The sequence below is a fragment of the Streptacidiphilus sp. MAP12-16 genome (genome assembly GCF_041262165.1).
Classification (GTDB): domain Bacteria; phylum Actinomycetota; class Actinomycetes; order Streptomycetales; family Streptomycetaceae; genus Streptacidiphilus.
In genome coordinates, this window is sequence record NZ_JBGCBY010000008.1 from 257,662 (window position 1) to 275,611 (window position 17,950).

A 17,950-nucleotide genomic window follows, 5' to 3' on the forward strand; every position below is an offset into this window, starting at 1 on the left:
GAAGGGGACAATAGCCGCCAGAGCGCCCGGGCGGAAGAGTCGAGACCAAGAGGTAACGTGGCGCGGGCAGTGTCGAGGGAACGTGACGGAAGGGGTGGACCGTGGGGCGACCGAGTCGCGCGCTGCTGAGCCGGGAGGCCATAGCGAGGGCCGCGCTCGAGGTCGTGGACGAGTCGGGGGCGGAGGGTCTCACCATGCGGGCGCTGGCCGACCGCCTCGGCGTCAAGGCCGCCTCGCTCTACAACCACGTCACCGGCAAGGACGAGCTGCTCGACGCGCTGGCCGACCTGGTCAACGAGGAGATCGACCTCACGCCGCTCAAGGGCGGGGGCGACTGGCGAGACGGCCTCGCCGCCTACGCTCGGGGCTACCGCGCGGTCTTCCTGCGCCATCCCAACACCATCGCGCTGCTGGCCCGCCGCCGGGTCGAGGCAGATCTGCAGCTGCTCGGCTACGACACCCTGCTCGCCGCCCTGGCCGGGGCAGGTCTCGGACCCGCCGACGCGGCGGAGGCCGCGGCGGCCCTGGACTACCTGGTGCTGGGTTCCGCACTGGAGACCTTCACCGCCGGGTTCACCCGCGATCCGGCCGGCTACCGCCCGCAGTACCCCGCGCTGGCGGACTCGCTGGAGGCCGCGGCGGAACGCGGCGGCGGCCCGACCGGACTGGACGAGCGCGGGTTCGAGCTGGCGCTGCGCCTGCTCCTCGACGGCCTGAGCGCAAGGGCCGAATCCGCCACGGGCTGACTCCGGTCTCGTGTCGAACGTCGGCCCGGGTCCGCCGGATGATGACGTACCGTCATCCGGACGGCGTAGTGCACCTGGTCGCCCCCTGCCCGGCAGGGGCGATGCTCCGTAGGCTGGAGACGGTGATCTGGCGCAACCGGAAGGGGAGTCGGCGTGCAGTTCAGGGGCGGGACCGGCGGGAACTTCGAAGGACCTCGGGACATCTGGCGCGAACTCGCCCAGGCCGACCTGCGGACCCTGGGTAGGCGGTCCTTCCGCGTCTACGGTCCCACCTCGCCGCTCCTCGACTCGCCGACGCTCGCCTCCTGGGAACGCCACAACGACGAGTTGGTCAAGGTCGTCCTCTCGCACGGCGACCTGTTCACCGGCGAGGGCCCCTATGTCGCGGTGCAGACCGTGGTGACGGACGCGGGCTACCGGGAGCGCCCGCTGCAGGACGTCATCGAGGACGAACGCGACCGCCTTTTCGAGCACGCGGGCATCGACGAGGGCGAAGCCCCGGACCTGGCCGTGGAGTCCGAACCCTGGTTCACCATCGACGGCATTCCGGTCCGGGCCGCGCTCCGCGGTGAGGGACGACTGTGGGCCGCCCGGCTCGTGGTGGGCGGCCCCGACAGTCCGCTGCGGAACCGGGGCGGCGAGCCGGTGACCATCACCGTGACCGGGCGCGGGATCGCCCCGGACCGGGTGGCCCTGCGCACCGTCGAGGACCTGGAGCCGTACGCCTTCGGCCGACAGGAGCGGCTCAGCGCGCTGGCGGAGCGGCGTGAGCCGCAGGTGCACGTGCGGGAGCGCGAGCTGCCCGAGCCCGCAGGTCTGGACGCGCATCGTCGGCTGGTCGAGTTCTCGGTGCAGCACGCACTGCGTCTCGAGGCCGCCGCCCGAGCCGGACACCGCCCGCGGGAGCCGCGCGCCGGCCGAGTGGACCGGGGCGAGCTGTGGGAGAGCGCGGTGCGCCAGCAGATGCGGCTGGCCAGGGAGGATCGGGTGGCGGCGAACGAGGCCGTGACGGCTCTCGTCAACCAGATGGTCCGGCTGGCCGAGCGGGCGGCCTGGTTCCCCGGGACCGAGGACGGGCGCGCGGCCGTCGAGGAGAGCATCCGCTACACGATCTTCGACAGTGAGGTGCCGAGCGTCGCCGCGCAGCGTGCCTGGCGTGCGGACTGGGAGCGGCACATGGCCCCGCGCGCCGGGGAACCCGAGGGTGGTGAGCACCTCCTGGAGCGGTTCGAGGAGCAGAGCGCCATGGACACGAACTGGCTGGAGCAGTGGCAGAGTTGGCTCATCGAGCGGGCGGTCGCCGGAAGCTGACGGCTGCTCGGCCGGTGAAACGTCACTTCCGCGGCACCCCCTCTGCCATGCCCGGTGTAACTGGCCCGGTGTCACGGGCCCGGTGTCACTGGTCCGGACGGCAGTCTCAGCTGCAGCATCGCCAGCAGCCGCTGGTCGGGGCTGCTCAGGTCGAGCCCGGTGAGCTGCTCCGCCCGCCGCACCCGGTAGCGCAGCGTGTTGGGGTGGACGTGGAGCGCCGCCGCTGCCTCGCGCACGTCGCCGAAAGCGTCCAGCCAGGCCAGTACGGATGCGGCCAACTGTCCGCCCTGCCTCAGGTCGTGGGCGACCAGCGCGGTCAGTCGCGGGTCGCGGACCTCGGGGTTGGCGGCGAGCAGCGCCAGCGTCTCGCCGAGCAGCACCTCGGCCTGGACCTCCGGCAGCGCGGCCACGTCGGCGGCGATCCGGCCCGCGGCCATCGCGTCGAGGACGCGGTCCGCCTCCCCGCGTGAGTCCGGCACCGCCGCCAGGCCGGGTACCACCCGGCCGACCGCTCCCCGCAGCGGCGCGTCCAGGTGCCGACGCGCCGCGTCGGAGATCTCCTGGGTCCAGCCGCGCAGGGTGTCGGAGGCGAGGCCGGGCGGCAGCTCCGGCAGCAGGACGTAGACCCGGTCACCGATCGGGACCACCAGTGCGCTGCGGTGGCGAGCGGCGGCGTGGACCGAGATCAGGCTCAGGGTCTCGCCCCGGGTCAGGTCGGGCGTGCCCGGCAGGGCGAAGCCCAGCACCGCCGCCGGGCGGCGGGCGTCGAGCGCGAGATGGCCGGCGAGGGACTGCGGCCCGGTGGCGCCGTCCAGCAGCCCGACCAGCAGGGACTGGGTCAGCCGCAGGTCGGCGCTGAGCTCGCGGCGGCGGCGGACCAGGTGCAGTGCCGCGACCCGTGCCGCGCCCAGCAGGGCCTGGTCGGCGCGGTCGGTCAGCGGCGAGGAGCCCTCCTGGACCCAGATGGTGCCCAACTGCCGCTCGCCGGAGCGGATCGCGACGACCAGGCGGCGGCGCAGCCCGAGCTCGGGGTGCGGGTCGATCGCCACCACCGCGTCCAGAGTCCGCAGCCGTTGGAACACGCCCCACTCGCGCAGTTTGGACAGGTAGGGCTCGGGGCCCTGCCAGCCCAGGATGGTCAGCCGTCGCAGGTCGTCCACCTCGTCGGAGTCGGCGGAGCGCGAGTAGGCCAGGATGCGGTTGGCGGTGTCCTCGATGCTGACGATGCCGCCGGTGAGCACGGCCGTGGTCTGGGCGAGCGCGAAGAGGTCGCCCTCCGCAGACTCGCCCGATCCGGGATGTCCGCCGGGGCGGCCGGGCTGGACGGCCGCCAGGGCGGCGCGAGTCAGCGCGTCCAGACGGTCCCAGCGCACCTCCGGGCGTACCGAGAGCAGGGCGACGCCCGCCTCCTCCGCGGCCTCGCGCAGCGCGCCGACCTGCGTGTTCGGGTCGAGTTTCACGGCGACGGCGGCCGCGCGGTCGCGTCCGGCGGCGCGCAGCACGGGCAGCGCGGCCCGGCCCCGCACGCCGAGGGCGAGCACGAGGTCGCCCGGACGGGCTGAGGGCGGGTCCTCGGGGTCGAGCAGGGCGATCCCGGTGACTCCGACGTCGAGTCCGAGGGCGCCGGGCGCGCACTGCAGTTCGGCGAGAGGCTCGCCGAGGGACATCAGCAACTGGCGCAGCGAGATGCTGCCGACGGCAGGCGGGACGGCAGGCGGGACGGCAGGTGGCACCGCAGGTGGCACCGCAGGTGGCACCGCAGGTGGGACGGCAGGTGGCACCGCAGGTGGGACGGCAGGTGGCACCGCAGGTGGGACGGCGGCGGGGAGCGGGGCCGGGGGCGCGGCGGGGGTGGCGGCGGGCTGGGCGGAGCCCTCGCGTGCCGCGTTCCCGTCCACTCTGCCTCCAGCTCTCTGCCCCGGTCGGCTCGCGCCGTGCTCGGACCACTTGTCCGATCGGCCAATCCCCGTGACCGGATCCTATCCGTCCGGCCACATCCGCGGACCCGCCGCGAGCCCTAGCGTGCTCCTTGACGCGAGAACCGCGGCATGGAAGTACAGGCAAGAACAGTCATGAGGAGAGCGCGCGTGTTGGACGCTGTGACCCAGATCCCCACGCCGGTGAACGAGCCGGTGCACAGCTATGCGCCGGGCACCCCGGAGCGGGTACGGCTGGAGGCCGAGCTCAAGCGGCTCGGCGGGCAGGGGCCGGTCGAGCTGACCATGGCCGTCGGCGGCGTGCGCCGCCCGGGCCGGGGCGAGCCGATCGACGTCGTCCAGCCGCACAATCACTCCGCCGTCCTCGGCACCCTGCGCAACGCGACCCGCGAGGACGCGCAGGAGGCCGTGGACGCAGCCCTCGCCGCCGCCCCCGCCTGGCGGGCGCTCTCCTTCGACGACCGCGCCGCGATCTTCCTCAAGGCCGCCGACCTGCTGTCCGGCCCCTGGCGGGAGACCCTGGCCGCGGCGACCATGCTGGGCCAGTCCAAGACCGCCCAGCAGGCCGAGATCGACACTCCCTGCGAGCTGGTCGACTTCTGGCGCTTCAACGTCCACTTCGCCCGGCAGATCCTGGCCGAGCAGCCGCAGTCCTCGCCGGGCGTGTGGAACCGCAGCGACCACCGTCCGCTGGAGGGGTTCGTCTACGCGATCACGCCCTTCAACTTCACCGCCATCGCCGGGAACCTGCCCACCGCGCCCGCGCTGATGGGCAACACCGTGGTCTGGAAGCCCTCCCCGACGCAGCAGTTCGCCGCGCACCTGCTGATGGACCTGCTGGAGGAGGCCGGTCTGCCGGCCGGTGTCATCAACATGGTGACGGGTGACGGCCTGGCCGTCTCCGAGGTCGCGCTGACGCATCGCGAACTGGCGGGCATTCACTTCACCGGCTCCACCGCGACCTTCCAGCACCTGTGGGCCACGGTCGGCGCCAACATCGCCAACTACCGCAGCTACCCGCGCCTCGTCGGCGAGACCGGCGGCAAGGACTTCCTGGTCGCCCACCCCTCCGCCGACCCGGCGGTGCTGAAGACCTCGATGACCCGCGGCGCGTTCGAGTACCAGGGCCAGAAGTGCTCCGCGCTCTCCCGCGCCTACGTCCCCGCCTCGCTCTGGGCTCAGATCAAGGACGAGTTCCGGGACGAGGTGGAGCGGCTCACCATGGGTGACGTCACCGACCTGTCGAACTTCATGAGCGCGGTCATCGACGCGCGCTCCTTCGCCAAGAACAAGGCCGCGATCGACCGCGCCGCCGCCGACCCCGAGGTCGAGATCCTGGCCGGTGGCAGCTACGACGACTCCGTCGGCTACTTCGTCCGGCCGACCGTGCTGGTCTGCGCGGACCCGGCGGCCGAGTACTTCCGCGAGGAGTACTTCGGCCCGGTGCTCGCCGTGCACGTGTTCGAGGACGACCGCTACGAGGAGGTGCTGGGGCAGCTCGACTCCGTCTCCTCCTACGCCCTGACCGGCGCGGTCATCGCCCGGGACCGGGCCGCGATCGCCGCGACGATGGAGAGGCTGCGCTTCGCCGCCGGAAACTTCTACATCAACGACAAGCCCACCGGCGCGGTCGTCGGCCAGCAGCCGTTCGGCGGCGGGCGGGCGTCCGGCACCAACGACAAGGCGGGGGCGGCGCAGAACCTGCTGCGCTGGACCTCGACCCGATCCATCAAGGAGACCTTCGTCCCGCCGACGGACTACCGCTACCCGCACATGGGCTGACGCCTCGTCCGCAGTGGTCGATGTCCGCTGTACTAATTGATGTCCGCTGTGCCTGATCCGCCGCGTCCCGCCCCCTCAGCGGGACGCGGCTCCCTCCCCCGCTCCCCTCCCCACACGTCCCATCCTGGAGTCGGCATGCTCCGCACCACCCTGCTCGCAGCCTCCCGTTCGCCCCGCTCCCGCGCGATCGTGCAGCAGCTTCCGCCCACCCGCGCCCTGGTCCAGCGCTTCGTCGCGGGGGAGCGCCTGGACGAGGCCGTCGCCGTGACCGACGAGCTGGTCGGCGCCGGCCGCCGGATCACCCTCGACCACCTCGGCGAGGACACCCGCGACGCGGCCCAGGCCGCCGACACGGCCGCCGCCTACGAGCAGCTGCTCGCGGCGCTCAAGGAGACCGGACTGGCCGAGCGTGCCGAGGTCTCGGTGAAGCTCTCCGCCGTCGGACAGTTCCTGCCCCAGGACGGCGGCAAGGTCGCCCTCGACAACGCCCGCCGCATCTGCGAGGCCGCCGCCGACGCGGGCACCACGGTGACCCTCGACATGGAGGACCACACCACAACGGACTCCACCCTGGACATCGCCCGCGAGCTGCGCGCCGACTTCCCGTGGCTGGGCGTCGTCCTGCAGGCGTACCTGCGGCGCACGGAGGCGGACTGCGCGGACTTCTCCGGTCCCGGATCCCGGGTCCGGCTGTGCAAGGGCGCCTACCAGGAGCCCGCGTCGGTGGCCTACCAGGGCAAGCACGAGGTGGACCGCTCCTACGTCCGCTGCCTCAAGGTGCTGATGGCCGGCGAGGGCTACCCGATGATCGCCTCGCACGACCCGCGCATGATCCGCATCGGCGGGCAGATCGCCGAGTGGGAGGGGCGCAAGCACGACAGCTTCGAGTACCAGATGCTGTACGGCATCCGGCCCGAGGAGCAGCAGCGCATCGTGGAGACCGGCGCCACCATGCGGGTCTACCTCCCCTACGGCGGCGAGTGGTACGGCTACTTCATGCGCAGGCTCGCGGAGCGCCCCGCCAACCTGGCGTTCTTCCTTCGCGCGCTGGCCACGCGGAGCTGATCGGCGGGTCTGATCGGCGGGTCTGACCGAGGGGCGCCACCGGCGTTCGGTCAGGCGAAGTTGAGACTGCCGGTGCGGGTCCGCTTCAGCTCGAAGAAGTCGGGGTAGCGGGCCAGCGCCAGCGCTCCGTCGAAGATGCCGGCGGCCACCGCTCCGCGCGGGACCGAGTTCAGGACCGGCCCGAAGAAGGCCACGCCGTCGATGTGGAGGGTGGGCGTGCCCACATCGTCGCCGACCGGGTCCATGCCCTGGTGGTGGCTCTGGCGCAGCTCCTCGTCGTAGTCCGCGCTCTGTGCGGCGGCGAGGAGTTCGGCCGGCAGACCGAGCTCGGCCAGGGCTTCCGCCGCGACCGCGAGGAAGTCCTTGTTGCCGCCCGGGTGGATCCGGGTCCCCAGGGCGGTGTAGAGATCGCGCAGCACGCCGTCGCCGTGGTGGCGTGCCGCGGCCGTGACGATCCGGATCAGGCCCAGCGAGTTGTCCACCAACTCCCGGTACCAGTACGGAAGTTCGTTCTTCTCGTTGAGCACGTAGAGGCTCATGATCCGGAAGCGGAGATCGATCTCCCGCTGCTGCTCGACCTCCAGGATCCAGCGCGAGGTGATCCAGGCGAAGGGGCACGCGGGGTCGAAGTAGAAGTCGACTGTCGTCATGCCCCCACGCTATGGCCTCAGTGGTCCAGGGCCGAGGTCCAATAACGGGCTGGAATCATGGGCCAATCTCCGCGGCTCAGAGCACCACGGCTCAGAGCACCGCGACTCAGAGCACCTTGGACGCGGGCTTGACCATGCCCCGGGCGGACTTGGCGTCGACGTACTCCTCCAGCGCCGTCATCACCCATTCGCCGGTGTGCATCCGCACGAGCTTGCACATCATCACGCCGGTGCGGGGCTCGGCGTGGGTGAGGTCGAAGCGGACGAGTTCCGCGCCGGTGCCGGCGTCGAGCAGGCGGCAGTAAGCCTTGGCGATCTCGGTGAACTTCTGTCCGGAGAAGGAGTTGACGGTGAAGACCAGACCGCTGACCTGCGGCGGCAGGCCCTGCAGGTGAACCGTGATCACCTCGTCGTCGCCCGAGCCCGCGCCGGTCAGGTTGTCCCCGGCGTGCTGGATGGCGCCGTCGAACCCCTTGAGGTGCATGAACCAGACCTTCTCCAGCTCCTTGCGGTGCGCGTCGAAGGCGATGACCGAGGCGTCCAGGTCGACGTCCCTGCCGCCGTAGGCGGGCTCCCAGCCGAGGCCCATCCGGACCGAGGAGAGGAACGGCTTGCCGTCCTTGACCAGGGAGACCGAGCCGCCCTTGGCGAGCGAGACCCGGCCCTTGTCGAGGGTGATCCTCCCCGACGCGGGTGCGGCGGGGGCCGGGGCTGCGACCGGCGCGGGAGCAGGCACCGGCGGAGCAGGCACGGGCGGCGCGGCGGCGAAAGGAGCGGGCGCGGGGGTGGCGAGGTGCCAGTCGTCCGGCTCAGGCGCGGCCACCGGCTGCGGCGCGGCCGGCGCGGACTGGCCCGGCTCCTCCACCGAGACGCCGAAGTCGGTGGCGATGCCCGCCAGTCCGTTCGCGTAGCCCTGGCCCACGGCGCGCAGTTTCCACTCCGGGCCCCGCCGGTAGAGCTCCACCACGATCAGTGCCGTCTCGGGCCCGAGACGGGGCGGCGTGAAGCTCGCCAGGACGGTCCCGTTCACACTGTCCCGGACCGTCGCGGTGGGCTCCGTGCCGGCGAAGGTCGCCCGCGGGTCGTCCAGGCTGGCGGTGATCACCACCTTGTCGACCTCGGCCGGCACCGCGCCGGTGTCCACGCTGATCCCGGCCGGGCTGTAGGAGACGCCGGGTCCGCTCGGTGCGTTGAAGAAGACGAAGTCAGCGTCGGAGCGGACCTTTCCGGCCGTGCTGAGCAGCAGCGCCGACACATCCAACTGCTTGGCCGCGGTGACCTCGACGCTGACGCGGGTGCCGGCCAGTGGCGTGTTGCCGCCCGGCGTGAGGACTGCGGTCACGGTGGCCCTCCCAGGCACGCGCGGGTGTCCGGAACGGGTGTCCGGATGTGTACCGAACCACCGTAGCCGCAGTCGTCGCCGATCAGGCGGTAACGGTCAGGACTCTTCCGGCTCGACCGTAGTGAAGGCCCCGCCCAGGTAGCGGTACTCGGGCGTGCCCGGTACGAGCTCGCCGTGTTCGGCGACTACCTCGGCCGCGTACACCTCGGAGTCGTCCTGCGGCTGGTACCCCAGGGCGCGCGCCGGGGCGAGGTCCCACCAGCCCCTGGTGTTGGCCGAGATGCCGTAGACGACGGTGTGGTGGACGTCCGGGGCGGTGAGCGCGGCGTGGATCAGGCGGCCGGCGTCGGCAGGGCTGAGCCAGGTTTCCAGCATCCGGGTGTTGGCCGGCCTGGCGAAGCAGGAGCCGATCCGGATCGACACCGTCTCCACGCCGTACTTGTCGGCGTAGAGCGAGGCCAGGGATTCGCCGAAGCACTTGGAGAGGCCGTAGTAGGTGTCCGGCCGGTGCGGAGTCTCGATCGGCAGGTCCTCCTTGCGCTGCCCGGGCTCCGGCCGGGGGACGAAGCCGACGGCGTGGTTGCTGCTCGCGAACACGACCCGGCGGACGCCCTCCGCCCTGACCGCCTCATAGAGGTTGTAGCTGCCCTCGATGTTGGCGGCGAGGATCCGGTCGAAGGTGTTCTCCAGGGAGAGCCCGCCGAGATGGACCACGGCATCGACTCCGCGTACTGCCTCCCGCACCGCCGCGCGGTCCTGCAGGTCGACGGCAAGGGCCTCGGGAGCACCCGGCACGGGGGCGATGTCACTGAGCCGCAGCGTGTAGCCGTACGACGGGAGGCTGGCGCGGAGAAGGGTGCCGACGCCTCCGGCGGCACCGGTGAGCAGAACGGTCGTCGGAGCAGTCATCCGGTGGCTCCCAGGCAGGTGGCAAAGAGTGGACAAGAGTGTGGATTGTATTCACATATATGGCTAGCCTAGAAGTCGCTGCTCGCTGCCGTCAACCAACCGCAACCCTCTCCAGGAGAGCGATCGCCGTGCGTACCTCCGCATTCCTCTACCCCTGGGACGTCCTCGGCGATCCGGACGCCCCCGCCCGGCTTGCCGACCTCGGCGTCGACGGCGTCACCCTCGCCTCCGCCTACCACAGCACCCGGGCGCTGACGCCCCGTCACCCGGCGACCCGCATCGTCACCGCGCCGCACGCCGCGGTCTACTACCCGCCGTCGCCCGAGCACTGGGCCGGGCAGGCGCTGCGCCCCTACCGGCAGGACTGGCTGGACTCGGAGGACCCATGGGGCGAGGCCGCCGCGGCGCTGCGCGAGGCCGGCCTCGACGTCGCCTCATGGGTGGTGCTGGCGCACAACTCCCGCCTGGGCGGCGAGAACCCGGCGAGCTCCGTGCGCAACGCCTACGGCGACCACTACCCCTGGGCGCTGTGCGTCGCGCGGCCCGAGGTCCTCGGGTACTGCGTCGCCCTCGCCGCCGAGGCGGGGGCGCGGCCCGGCGCGGTCGGGACGGAACTGGAGTCCTGCGGCTGGTACGGGATGGCGCATCTGCACGCCCACGACAAGATCGGCGGAGTGCCGCTGGACGGCGCGGCCCAGTACCTGATGTCGCTCTGCTTCTGCGAGGTCTGCTCCGCGGCCTATGCGGCGGCCGGCGTGCCCGACCTCGCCGCCGCCGTGCGGGCGGCGCTGGCCCCGGTCTGGGCCGGCGGCCCGCAGCCGTCGGCGGGCGGTGACCGGGCCGCCGAGTGGGCCGGCGTCGAACAACTGCTCGGCGCGGATCTCGCCGCGCTCACCCTCGACTACCGCAGGGTCCGGGCCCGGGCGGTGCAGCAGGCCTGCGTGGCCGCCGTGCGCGCCGCCGCCGAGCCGGGATTCCGGGTGCTCCTGCACGCCGACTCCGCCCCGCACCGGGTGGGCGCCAACGTCGGCGTGGACGCCGATTGGCTGCTCACCACCGGTGGCGCGGACGGACTGGTGCTGCCCTGCACCGGCGGAGCCGCCGCGCTGGACGCGGCTCCGCGCGTCCCCGGACGCGTCCTCGCCGCGAACCTCACCATCGTCACCGGCATGGGCGGCGACCCCGCTGTCCAGGCGCCGGCCGGAGCGGACGAGCTGCGGCTCTACCACGCGGGACTGGCGTCGGACCAGGACCTCGCGGTCGTGCGGAAGGGACTGGGCCGCTGATCCGGCGGGGTCAGCGGTGCCGACGCGGTCAGCGGCACCAGGTTCAGCGGCGCCAGGTTCAGCGGTGCCAGGTTCAGCGGCGCGAGGTTCAGAGGCGCGAGGTTCAGAGGTGCCGGGTGGCCATGGTCAGCCGGTCGCGCGCCTCGAACAGGGCGTCGCGGATCATCTGCTCGCGGCCCGGCGTCAGCCGGGCCACCGGGACCGAGCAGCTCACCGCGTCGCGCGCCGGGGTGCGGTAGGGGATGGCGATGCCGAAGCAGCGCAGGCCCACCGTGTTCTCCTCGGCGTCGATCGCGTAGCCGCGCTCGCGGATCGCGTGCAGGTCCTCGATGAGAGCGTCGACGGTGGTGTGGCTGTTCTCGGTGAGGGGCTCCAGGCGGGCCGGGAGCAGCTTGCGGACCTCGTCGTCGCTGAAGGTGGCGAGCAGGGCCTTGCCGAGCGAGGTGGAGTGCGCGGGCAGGCGGCGGCCGACCCGGGTGAACGGTCGCAGATAGTGCTGGGACTGGCGGGTCGCCAGGTAGATGACGTCCGCCCCGTCGAGGCGGGCCAGGTGGATGGTCTCGGTAGTGTCGTCGGCGAGCCGGTCCAGGGTGGCCTTCGCGGCTGCCACGACCTCGTCGCCGTCGATGTAGGAGGTCCCGACGAGGAGCGCGCGGACGCCGATGCCGTAGCGGGTGCCGGTGGACTCGGTCTCCACCCAGCCCAGGTCGACCAGGGTGCGCAGCAGCATGTAGAGGCTGCTCTTGGGGTAGCCCACGGCCTCCTGGACCTCGGCGAGGCTGTGCATGCCGGGGCGGCCCGCGAAGTACTCCAGCAGTTCCACGGTTCGAACCGCCGACTTGACCTGCGCGCCGCCCGCGTCCGCGGGGGAGGGGGACTGGGCCATCAAGGGTTGACCCCTTTTCTTGGTGAGACGTATCGTCGGAATGGTTCAGCATACTGGACAGCGTTCAGCATATGGAATGCTGCTTCTGGATATGGAATGTTGCATCTGCTCGAATGGAGGCCGCCCGAGATGAACACCACCCCAGTGTGGAGTGTCGACGCCCGAACCGGTGCCCGCACAGCGGAGGTCGCGGTCGAAGCGAGCACGGGGGATGTGGATCGCGCCGTGCGGGCCGCTCACGCGGCCCGGCCCGCGCTGGCCGACCGCACGCTGCGGGCCGCACTGCTGCGCGCGGCCGCGGACCGGCTGGAGGCCCGGGGCGAGGAGCTGGTCACGGCGGCGGACCGAGAGACGGCGCTCGGCGCGGTGCGGCTGACGGGCGAGCTGGCGCGGACCACGTACCAGCTGCGGGCCTTCGCGGCGGTGGTGGACGAGGGCGCGTTCCTGGACGTGGTGATCGACCACGCCGATCCGGGCGCCCAGCCCGCGCCGCGCCCTGACCTGCGGCGCTGGAAGACCCCACTCGGGGTCGTGGCGGTCTTCGCGGCGAGCAACTTCCCCCTCGCGTTCAGCGTGCCCGGTGGCGACACGGCGAGCGCGCTGGCGGCCGGCTGCCCGGTGGTGGTGAAGGCGCACCCGGACCACCCGGAGACGAGCGGCATCGCGGCGAGCGCGCTGCGGGAGGCCGCGGAGTCCGTCGGGCTGCCCGCCGACGTGCTGGTGCTGGTGCACGGGCGGCAGGCGGGGGTCGACCTGGTCCAGCACCCGCTGGTGAGCGCGGCCGGATTCACCGGTTCGATCCCGGGCGGGCGGGCACTCTTCGACCTGGCCGCGGCGCGGCCCGTGCCGATTCCCTTCCACGGGGAGCTGGGCAGCCTCAACCCGGTGGTGGTGACCGAGGGCGCCGCCGCCGAGCGGGCCGAGGAGATCGGCGCCGGGCTGGCCGGATCGTTCACCCTCGGGATGGGCCAGTTCTGCACCAAGCCGGGGCTGGTGCTGGTGCCGCAGGGGCCCGACGGGGACCGGCTGGAGAAGGCGCTGGCGGCCGGGGCCGGGGACGCTCCGGCCGGAGCCCTGCTGGACGGGCGGATGCGGGCCGGGTTCCTGGCGGGCTTCGCCGAGCGCGCCGCGCTGCCGGACGTGGGCACGCCCGTCGCGGCGGGCGAGGCGGGAGAAGCCGGATACGCCGTCAAGCCCGGGTATCTCAGCGTGCCCGCGGCGCGACTGGTGCAGGACAGCCATCGGGCCCTGCTGGAGGAGTGCTTCGGGCCGGTCACGGTGATCGCCCGCTACCGGGGGCCGGAGGAGGTCGAGGCGGTACTCGGACGACTGCACGGCAACCTCACGGCGACGCTGCACGCCGAGCCGGGGGAGCAGGGCGCGACCGAGCTGCTGGCCCGGCTGACACCGCTGGCCGGCCGGGTCCTGTTCGGCGGCTGGCCCACCGGCGTCGCCGTCGCACCCGCCATGCAGCACGGTGGTCCCTACCCGGCGACCACCAGCACCGGCACCTCCGTCGGTGGCACCGCGATCGAACGCTGGCTGCGGCCGGTGGTCCTCCAGAACGTGCCGGAGGCGCTGCTGCCGCCCGAACTGCACGACGCCAACCCGCTCCGGGTGCCGCGCCGCTTGGACGGCCACCTCGAAACGCCGCGCTGACGCACTGAGAGCGGGGGCGGGTGACGGGTGGGCGAGCGAGTGGCAGCATGATCCCCATGCCTGCACTGACTCGCGCCGAAGCCGTCGCACGCCGCCACCTGCTGGACGTACGCAGCAGCACCGTCGATCTGGATCTCACCCGGGGGGACGAGGTCTTCGGCTCCGTCACGCGGATCCGGTTCAGCTGCACCAGTCCCGGGTCGAGCACTTTCGTCGACGTCAAACCCGCCCAGCTGCGCCGGGCCGTGCTGAACGGACGCGAGCTCGACCCGGCCGAGCTGGAGGACGGGCGGCTGCCGCTGACCGGCCTCGCCGCCGAGAACGAGCTGCTGGTCGAGGCCGACATGGCCTACTCCCAGACCGGCGAGGGGATGCACCGCTTCACCGATCCCGCCGACGGTGAGGTGTACGCCTACACGCAGGCGTTCCTGGACGACGGCCCGCGCTTCTTCGCGAGCTTCGACCAGCCCGACCTGAAGTGCGCCTACGAGGTGAGCGTGACCGCCCCCGAGGGGTGGACCGTCGTCGGCAACAGCCGGGCCACGCAGCAGCAGGCCGGCCGTTGGACCTTCGCGCCCACGCCGCCCATCAGCAACTACCTGGTCGCCGTCGTCGCCGGGCCGCTGTACTCGGTGCTCTCCGAGCACGACGGAATCCCGCTCGGACTCCACTGCCGCCGCTCGCTCGCCGCCCATCTGGAGGAGGACGCCGAGGAGATCCTCGACACCACGCGGCGCAGCTTTGACCACTACCACCGGGTGTTTGAGCAGCGGTACCCGTTCGACTCCTACGACCAGTGCTTCGTGCCCGAGTTCAACGCCGGGGCGATGGAGAACCCGGGATGCGTGACCTTCCGGGACGAGTTCGTGTTCCGCTCGGCGGTGACCGACACCGAGCGCGAGGAGCGCGCGATTGTGGTCGCCCACGAGATGGCCCACATGTGGTTCGGCGACCTCGTCACCATGCGCTGGTGGGACGACCTGTGGCTGAACGAGTCCTTCGCCGAGTACCTGGCCTACCAGGTGGTGTCGGAGTCCACCCGCTTCGCCGGGGCCTGGACCGGCTTCGCCGCCGCCCGGAAGGCCTGGGGCTATGACGCTGACCAACGTCCCTCGACGCATCCGGTCGCGCCGGAGGCCGTCGGCGACACGGCCGAGGCGCTGCAGAACTTCGACGGCATCTCCTACTCCAAGGGCGCCTCCGCGCTGCGTCAACTCGTCGCCTGGCTGGGAGAGGAGGCCTTCTTCAAGGGCGTCAACGCCTACTTCGAGCAGCACGCCTACGGGAACGCGGCGCTGGCCGACCTGCTGGAGGCGCTGGCGGCGAGCAGCGGCCGGGACGTGCACAGCTGGGCGGAACGCTGGCTGCGCACAACTGGGGTGGACACCCTGCGGGTGGACGGCGACCGCATCCTGCACACCTCGGCCGGCGGCGAACTCCGACCGCACCTGATCACCGCCGCGGCCTACGAGCGCACCGCGGACGGGCAGCTGGCGCTGCGCGGCCGGCGGCCGGTCGACCTTGCGCCCGAACCCGAGCAGACCGAGGAACTGTCGGCGGGCGGCGACCCGGACCTGCTGCTGCTCAACGACACCGACCTGGGATTCGTCAAGATCCGCTTCGACGAACGTTCCTGGCGGACCGTCAGCGAGTCGCTCGGCGGTGTCCCCGAGGAGCTGGCCAGAGCCGTGCTCTGGAACGCCGCCCGGGACATGGTGCGGGACGGGGAGCTGGGCGCGGGCGAGTACCTGGAACTGGTCGAGGCGCACCTGCCGAACGAGACCTCGGCGCACCTGGTGCAGTCGGTGCTGGGCTTCGCCAGGAACGTCGTCGCCGACCAGTACCTGCCCCCGGCCCGGCGGCCGGCGGCCCTGGAGGTGCTGGCCACGGTGGGTCGGGATCTGCTGCGGCGTACCGAGGGCGGCCCCGACGAGTCAGGGCTGCGGCTGCTCGCCGTGCGCGGCCTCATCGCCGCCTCGTCCACCCCCGCCGAGCTCGCCGAGCTGCAGTCATGGCGCGACGAGGGCGGCGTTCCCGGAGGTCCGGTGCTCGACCCGGAGCTGAGCTGGCAGCTGCTGCTGCGGCTCTGCGTGCTCGGCGAGGCCGGCGAGGACGATATCGCCGCCGAGCTGGCCCGCGACACCAGCGCCAGCGGCCAGGAGGGCGCGGCGAGGTGCCGGGCCGCGCTGCCCGACCCGGCGGCGAAGGACTCGGCGTGGGCGGCGCTGTTCCACAGCGACCTGTCCAACTACCTGATCGCCGCCACTGCACAGGGCTTCTGGCAGCCCGAGCAGGCCGAACTGCTCGCCGACCGCGCGCAGGCCTACTTCGAGGCCGTGGTCGCGACGGCGGAGCGGCGCGGCCCGGCGGTGGGACGGCTGCTGGGACGCTTCGGCTTCCCGGCGTTCGACGCCACCCCGGAGACGATCCGGGCAGCGGAGGCGTGTCTGGAGCGGACGGACCTCACCGCGGCCCTGCGCCGGGCCCTCGCGGACCAGGTGGACGATCTGCGCCGGGCGGTCCGGGCGCGGGAGGCGGCGAAGTGACCGGCGGCCGGGCCGCCGAGGGAGTGCTGCGGGTGAAGGGCCGGGTCCTGGTCGGTCCCGAGGACGTGCGGGACGAACTGTGGGTCCTCGACGGGCGGGTGACCTACGAGCGGCCGAGCGGCGCGCGCGACGTCCGGACGGTGGAGGGCTGGGCGCTACCGGGCCTGGTCGACGCGCACTGTCACGTCGGCCTGGACGCGCACGGCGCGGTCGACGACGCCACCAGCGAGAAGCAGGCGCTGACGGACCGTGACGCCGGGACGCTGCTGCTGCGCGACGCGGGCTCCGCGGCCGACACCCGCTGGGTGGACGACCGGGCCGACCTGCCCCGGATCATCCGGGCAGGCCGCCACATCGCCCGCACCCGCCGATACATCCGCAACTACGCACACGAGATCGAGCCCGGCGACCTGGCCGCCTACGTCCGCCGGGAGGCCCGGCGCGGCGACGGCTGGGTCAAGCTCGTCGGCGACTGGATCGACCGGGAGTCCGGCGATCTGGGCCCGTGCTGGCCGCGCTGGGCGCTGGACGAGGCGATGGCGGCAGCGCACGCGGAGGGCGCGCGGGTCACCGCGCACTGCTTCAGTGAGGACTCGCTGGCGGATCTGGTGGAGGCCGGGATCGACTGTGTGGAGCACGCGACCGGGCTGACCGAGGAGACCGTCCCGCTGTTCGCGGAGCGGGGTGTCGCGATCGTCCCCACGCTGGTCAACATCGCGACCTTCCCGGGTATCGCGACCTCGGCCGAGGCCCGCTTCCCGGACTACGCGGCCCACATGCGGGCGCTGCACGAGCGTCGCTACGCCACCGTCGCGGCGGCCTCCGAGGCGGGCGTCCCGGTGTTCGTCGGCACGGACGCGGGCGGCTCGCTGGCGCACGGGCTGGTCGCCGCCGAGGTCGCCGAGCTGGTCCGGGCCGGGCTGCCGCCGCTGGCCGCGCTGTCGGCGACGACCTGGGCGGCGCGGGAGTGGCTGGGGCGCCCGGGGCTCGCCGAGGGTGCGTCGGCCGATCTCGTCGTCTACACCGAGGACCCGCGCCAGGACGTGCGGGTCCTCGCCGACCCGCGCTGCATCGTGATGCGCGGGTCAGTCGTGGCGTAGTCGGTGGTGTAGTCGGACGCCCAGCGAGCGGAGCCAGGTGGCCGGGTTCCAGGGTTCGCCGCGCCCCCGGGTGAGCGGGTAGCAGGCGAGGCCGAGCAGGGCGGCGGAGAGGTGGCCGACGTCGGTGAAGGAACGCCCGTGGACCATGGCTGAGCCGTACCAGAGCAGGACGGCGGCCAGGTAGAGGTAGCACCAGGGCTTGGCGATGCGGTAGACGAGCACTGCCTGCACCCCGGCGAGGGCGTAACTGACGCCCACGTCGAGGGTGTTGACAGCGGAGGCGGGCGCGCGGCCGTGCCGGATCGCCCAGTAGAGCACGCCCTCGCTGAGGTAGGTGGCGCCGACGTGGGCGATGGCCACGACACCCAGCCAGCGCAGGGTGCCGAGCCAGCGCTCGGCGGGGACCTGGAAGATGTTGTACAGCAGGACGTAGCCGATCCAGCCGCCGCCGTCGAGCCAGAAGGCGCTGGCGAACAGCACCCGCACCGGCCTGGTGGCCAGTTCGTGCAGGTTGGTGGAGCGCTGGCGCAGGAACTCGTCGCGGGTTCCCGGGTCGATGTGGTCGATCACGAGGGTGCTGGCGAGCAGCGCGAGCAGCCAGACGAACGTGCCGGGAGCGCGGCGGACGTAGTCCCAGACGGCGGTGACCAGCCGGCGCAGCCGATGGGGGGACGGGTGGACGGGCGGCGCGTTCATGGGGTGATTCTGTCGCTGTTGGTAGCTAATGTCCT

General features: G+C 72.8%; 14 protein-coding genes. 8 read left to right on the forward strand and 6 right to left on the reverse strand.

Annotation, left to right across the window (positions count from 1 at the left end; all coding sequences use genetic code 11):
- Positions 1-101 precede the first annotated feature (101 nt).
- Both ABIA33_RS13360 and ABIA33_RS13365 read left to right on the forward strand, forming a co-directional pair.
- The gene (locus ABIA33_RS13360) at positions 102-746 is read left to right on the forward strand and encodes a TetR/AcrR family transcriptional regulator (RefSeq protein ID WP_370080820.1); all 645 of its coding nucleotides are present in this window, start codon (positions 102-104) and stop codon (positions 744-746) included.
- Positions 747-899: 153 nt separating this feature from the next.
- Complete coding sequence (locus ABIA33_RS13365; protein ID WP_370080822.1) at positions 900-2,057, forward strand: hypothetical protein; 1,158 nt, start codon at positions 900-902, stop codon at positions 2,055-2,057.
- Positions 2,058-2,128: 71 nt separating this feature from the next.
- Here the strand turns inward: ABIA33_RS13365 and ABIA33_RS13370 are convergent, their stop codons facing one another.
- Entirely contained in the window at positions 2,129-3,955 is a 1,827-nt protein-coding gene (locus ABIA33_RS13370; protein ID WP_370080824.1) for a PucR family transcriptional regulator, read from the reverse strand.
- Between the two features lie 192 nt (positions 3,956-4,147).
- Between ABIA33_RS13370 and pruA the strand changes: the two genes are divergently transcribed.
- On the forward strand, positions 4,148-5,776 hold the full coding sequence (gene pruA, locus ABIA33_RS13375) for an L-glutamate gamma-semialdehyde dehydrogenase (protein ID WP_370080955.1): 1,629 nt from the start codon (positions 4,148-4,150) through the stop codon (positions 5,774-5,776).
- 135 nt (positions 5,777-5,911) lie between these two features.
- Positions 5,912-6,841 carry a proline dehydrogenase family protein gene (locus tag ABIA33_RS13380; RefSeq protein WP_370080826.1) on the forward strand — a complete coding sequence of 310 codons (930 nt, stop codon included), beginning with the start codon at positions 5,912-5,914 and terminating at the stop codon, positions 6,839-6,841.
- A gap of 50 nt (positions 6,842-6,891) precedes the next feature.
- Here the strand turns inward: ABIA33_RS13380 and ABIA33_RS13385 are convergent, their stop codons facing one another.
- The 3 genes from ABIA33_RS13385 to ABIA33_RS13395 all read right to left on the reverse strand — a co-directional run bounded on the left by ABIA33_RS13385 (position 6,892) and on the right by ABIA33_RS13395 (position 9,742).
- Positions 6,892-7,491: a DsbA family protein gene (locus ABIA33_RS13385; protein ID WP_370080828.1), complete on the reverse strand. Its 600-nt coding sequence runs from the start codon at positions 7,489-7,491 to the stop codon at positions 6,892-6,894.
- Between the two features lie 106 nt (positions 7,492-7,597).
- Entirely contained in the window at positions 7,598-8,833 is a 1,236-nt protein-coding gene (locus ABIA33_RS13390; RefSeq protein WP_370080830.1) for a TerD family protein, read from the reverse strand.
- 96 nt (positions 8,834-8,929) lie between these two features.
- The gene (locus ABIA33_RS13395; RefSeq protein ID WP_370080832.1) at positions 8,930-9,742 is read right to left on the reverse strand and encodes an NAD-dependent epimerase/dehydratase family protein; all 813 of its coding nucleotides are present in this window, start codon (positions 9,740-9,742) and stop codon (positions 8,930-8,932) included.
- A gap of 128 nt (positions 9,743-9,870) precedes the next feature.
- Between ABIA33_RS13395 and ABIA33_RS13400 the strand changes: the two genes are divergently transcribed.
- Positions 9,871-11,028 (forward strand): hypothetical protein, encoded by a 1,158-nt coding sequence (locus ABIA33_RS13400; RefSeq protein WP_370080834.1) that lies wholly within the window; start codon positions 9,871-9,873, stop codon positions 11,026-11,028.
- 103 nt (positions 11,029-11,131) lie between these two features.
- On the opposite strand, the gene ABIA33_RS13405 is transcribed toward ABIA33_RS13400, so the two are convergent.
- A complete protein-coding gene (locus ABIA33_RS13405) occupies positions 11,132-11,914 on the reverse strand; it encodes an IclR family transcriptional regulator (RefSeq protein ID WP_370080836.1) in 783 nt (260 codons plus the stop codon).
- Positions 11,915-12,043: 129 nt separating this feature from the next.
- Between ABIA33_RS13405 and ABIA33_RS13410 the strand changes: the two genes are divergently transcribed.
- The 3 genes from ABIA33_RS13410 to ABIA33_RS13420 are packed head-to-tail and all read left to right on the forward strand — an operon-like array spanning position 12,044 to position 17,219.
- Positions 12,044-13,573, forward strand: coding sequence for an aldehyde dehydrogenase (NADP(+)) (locus ABIA33_RS13410; RefSeq protein WP_370080838.1), 1,530 nt, complete (start codon positions 12,044-12,046; stop codon positions 13,571-13,573).
- A 56-nt stretch (positions 13,574-13,629) separates the two neighbouring features.
- Entirely contained in the window at positions 13,630-16,119 is a 2,490-nt protein-coding gene (gene pepN, locus ABIA33_RS13415) for an aminopeptidase N (protein ID WP_370080840.1), read from the forward strand.
- Positions 16,116-17,219, forward strand: a complete 1,104-nt coding sequence (locus ABIA33_RS13420; RefSeq protein WP_370080843.1) for an amidohydrolase family protein — start codon at positions 16,116-16,118, stop codon at positions 17,217-17,219. Before pepN ends, ABIA33_RS13420 begins: the two co-directional genes overlap by 4 nt.
- On the opposite strand, the gene ABIA33_RS13425 is transcribed toward ABIA33_RS13420, so the two are convergent.
- A complete protein-coding gene (locus tag ABIA33_RS13425) occupies positions 17,205-17,915 on the reverse strand; it encodes a rhomboid-like protein (RefSeq protein ID WP_370080845.1) in 711 nt (236 codons plus the stop codon). The genes ABIA33_RS13420 and ABIA33_RS13425 overlap by 15 nt on opposite strands.
- Positions 17,916-17,950 lie beyond the last annotated feature (35 nt).

Excerpts from the sequence above, each read along its gene's own strand:
- ABIA33_RS13380 (WP_370080826.1), top strand. The coding sequence starts at position 5,912 with ATGCTCCGCACCACCCTGCTCGCAGCCTCCCGTTCGCCCCGCTCCCGC.
- ABIA33_RS13385 (WP_370080828.1), bottom strand. The coding sequence starts at position 7,491 with ATGACGACAGTCGACTTCTACTTCGACCCCGCGTGCCCCTTCGCCTGG.
- ABIA33_RS13395 (WP_370080832.1), bottom strand. The coding sequence starts at position 9,742 with ATGACTGCTCCGACGACCGTTCTGCTCACCGGTGCCGCCGGAGGCGTC.
- ABIA33_RS13405 (WP_370080836.1), bottom strand. The coding sequence starts at position 11,914 with ATGGCCCAGTCCCCCTCCCCCGCGGACGCGGGCGGCGCGCAGGTCAAG.
- ABIA33_RS13410 (WP_370080838.1), top strand. The coding sequence starts at position 12,044 with ATGAACACCACCCCAGTGTGGAGTGTCGACGCCCGAACCGGTGCCCGC.
- pepN (WP_370080840.1), top strand. The coding sequence starts at position 13,630 with ATGCCTGCACTGACTCGCGCCGAAGCCGTCGCACGCCGCCACCTGCTG.
- ABIA33_RS13425 (WP_370080845.1), bottom strand. The coding sequence starts at position 17,915 with ATGAACGCGCCGCCCGTCCACCCGTCCCCCCATCGGCTGCGCCGGCTG.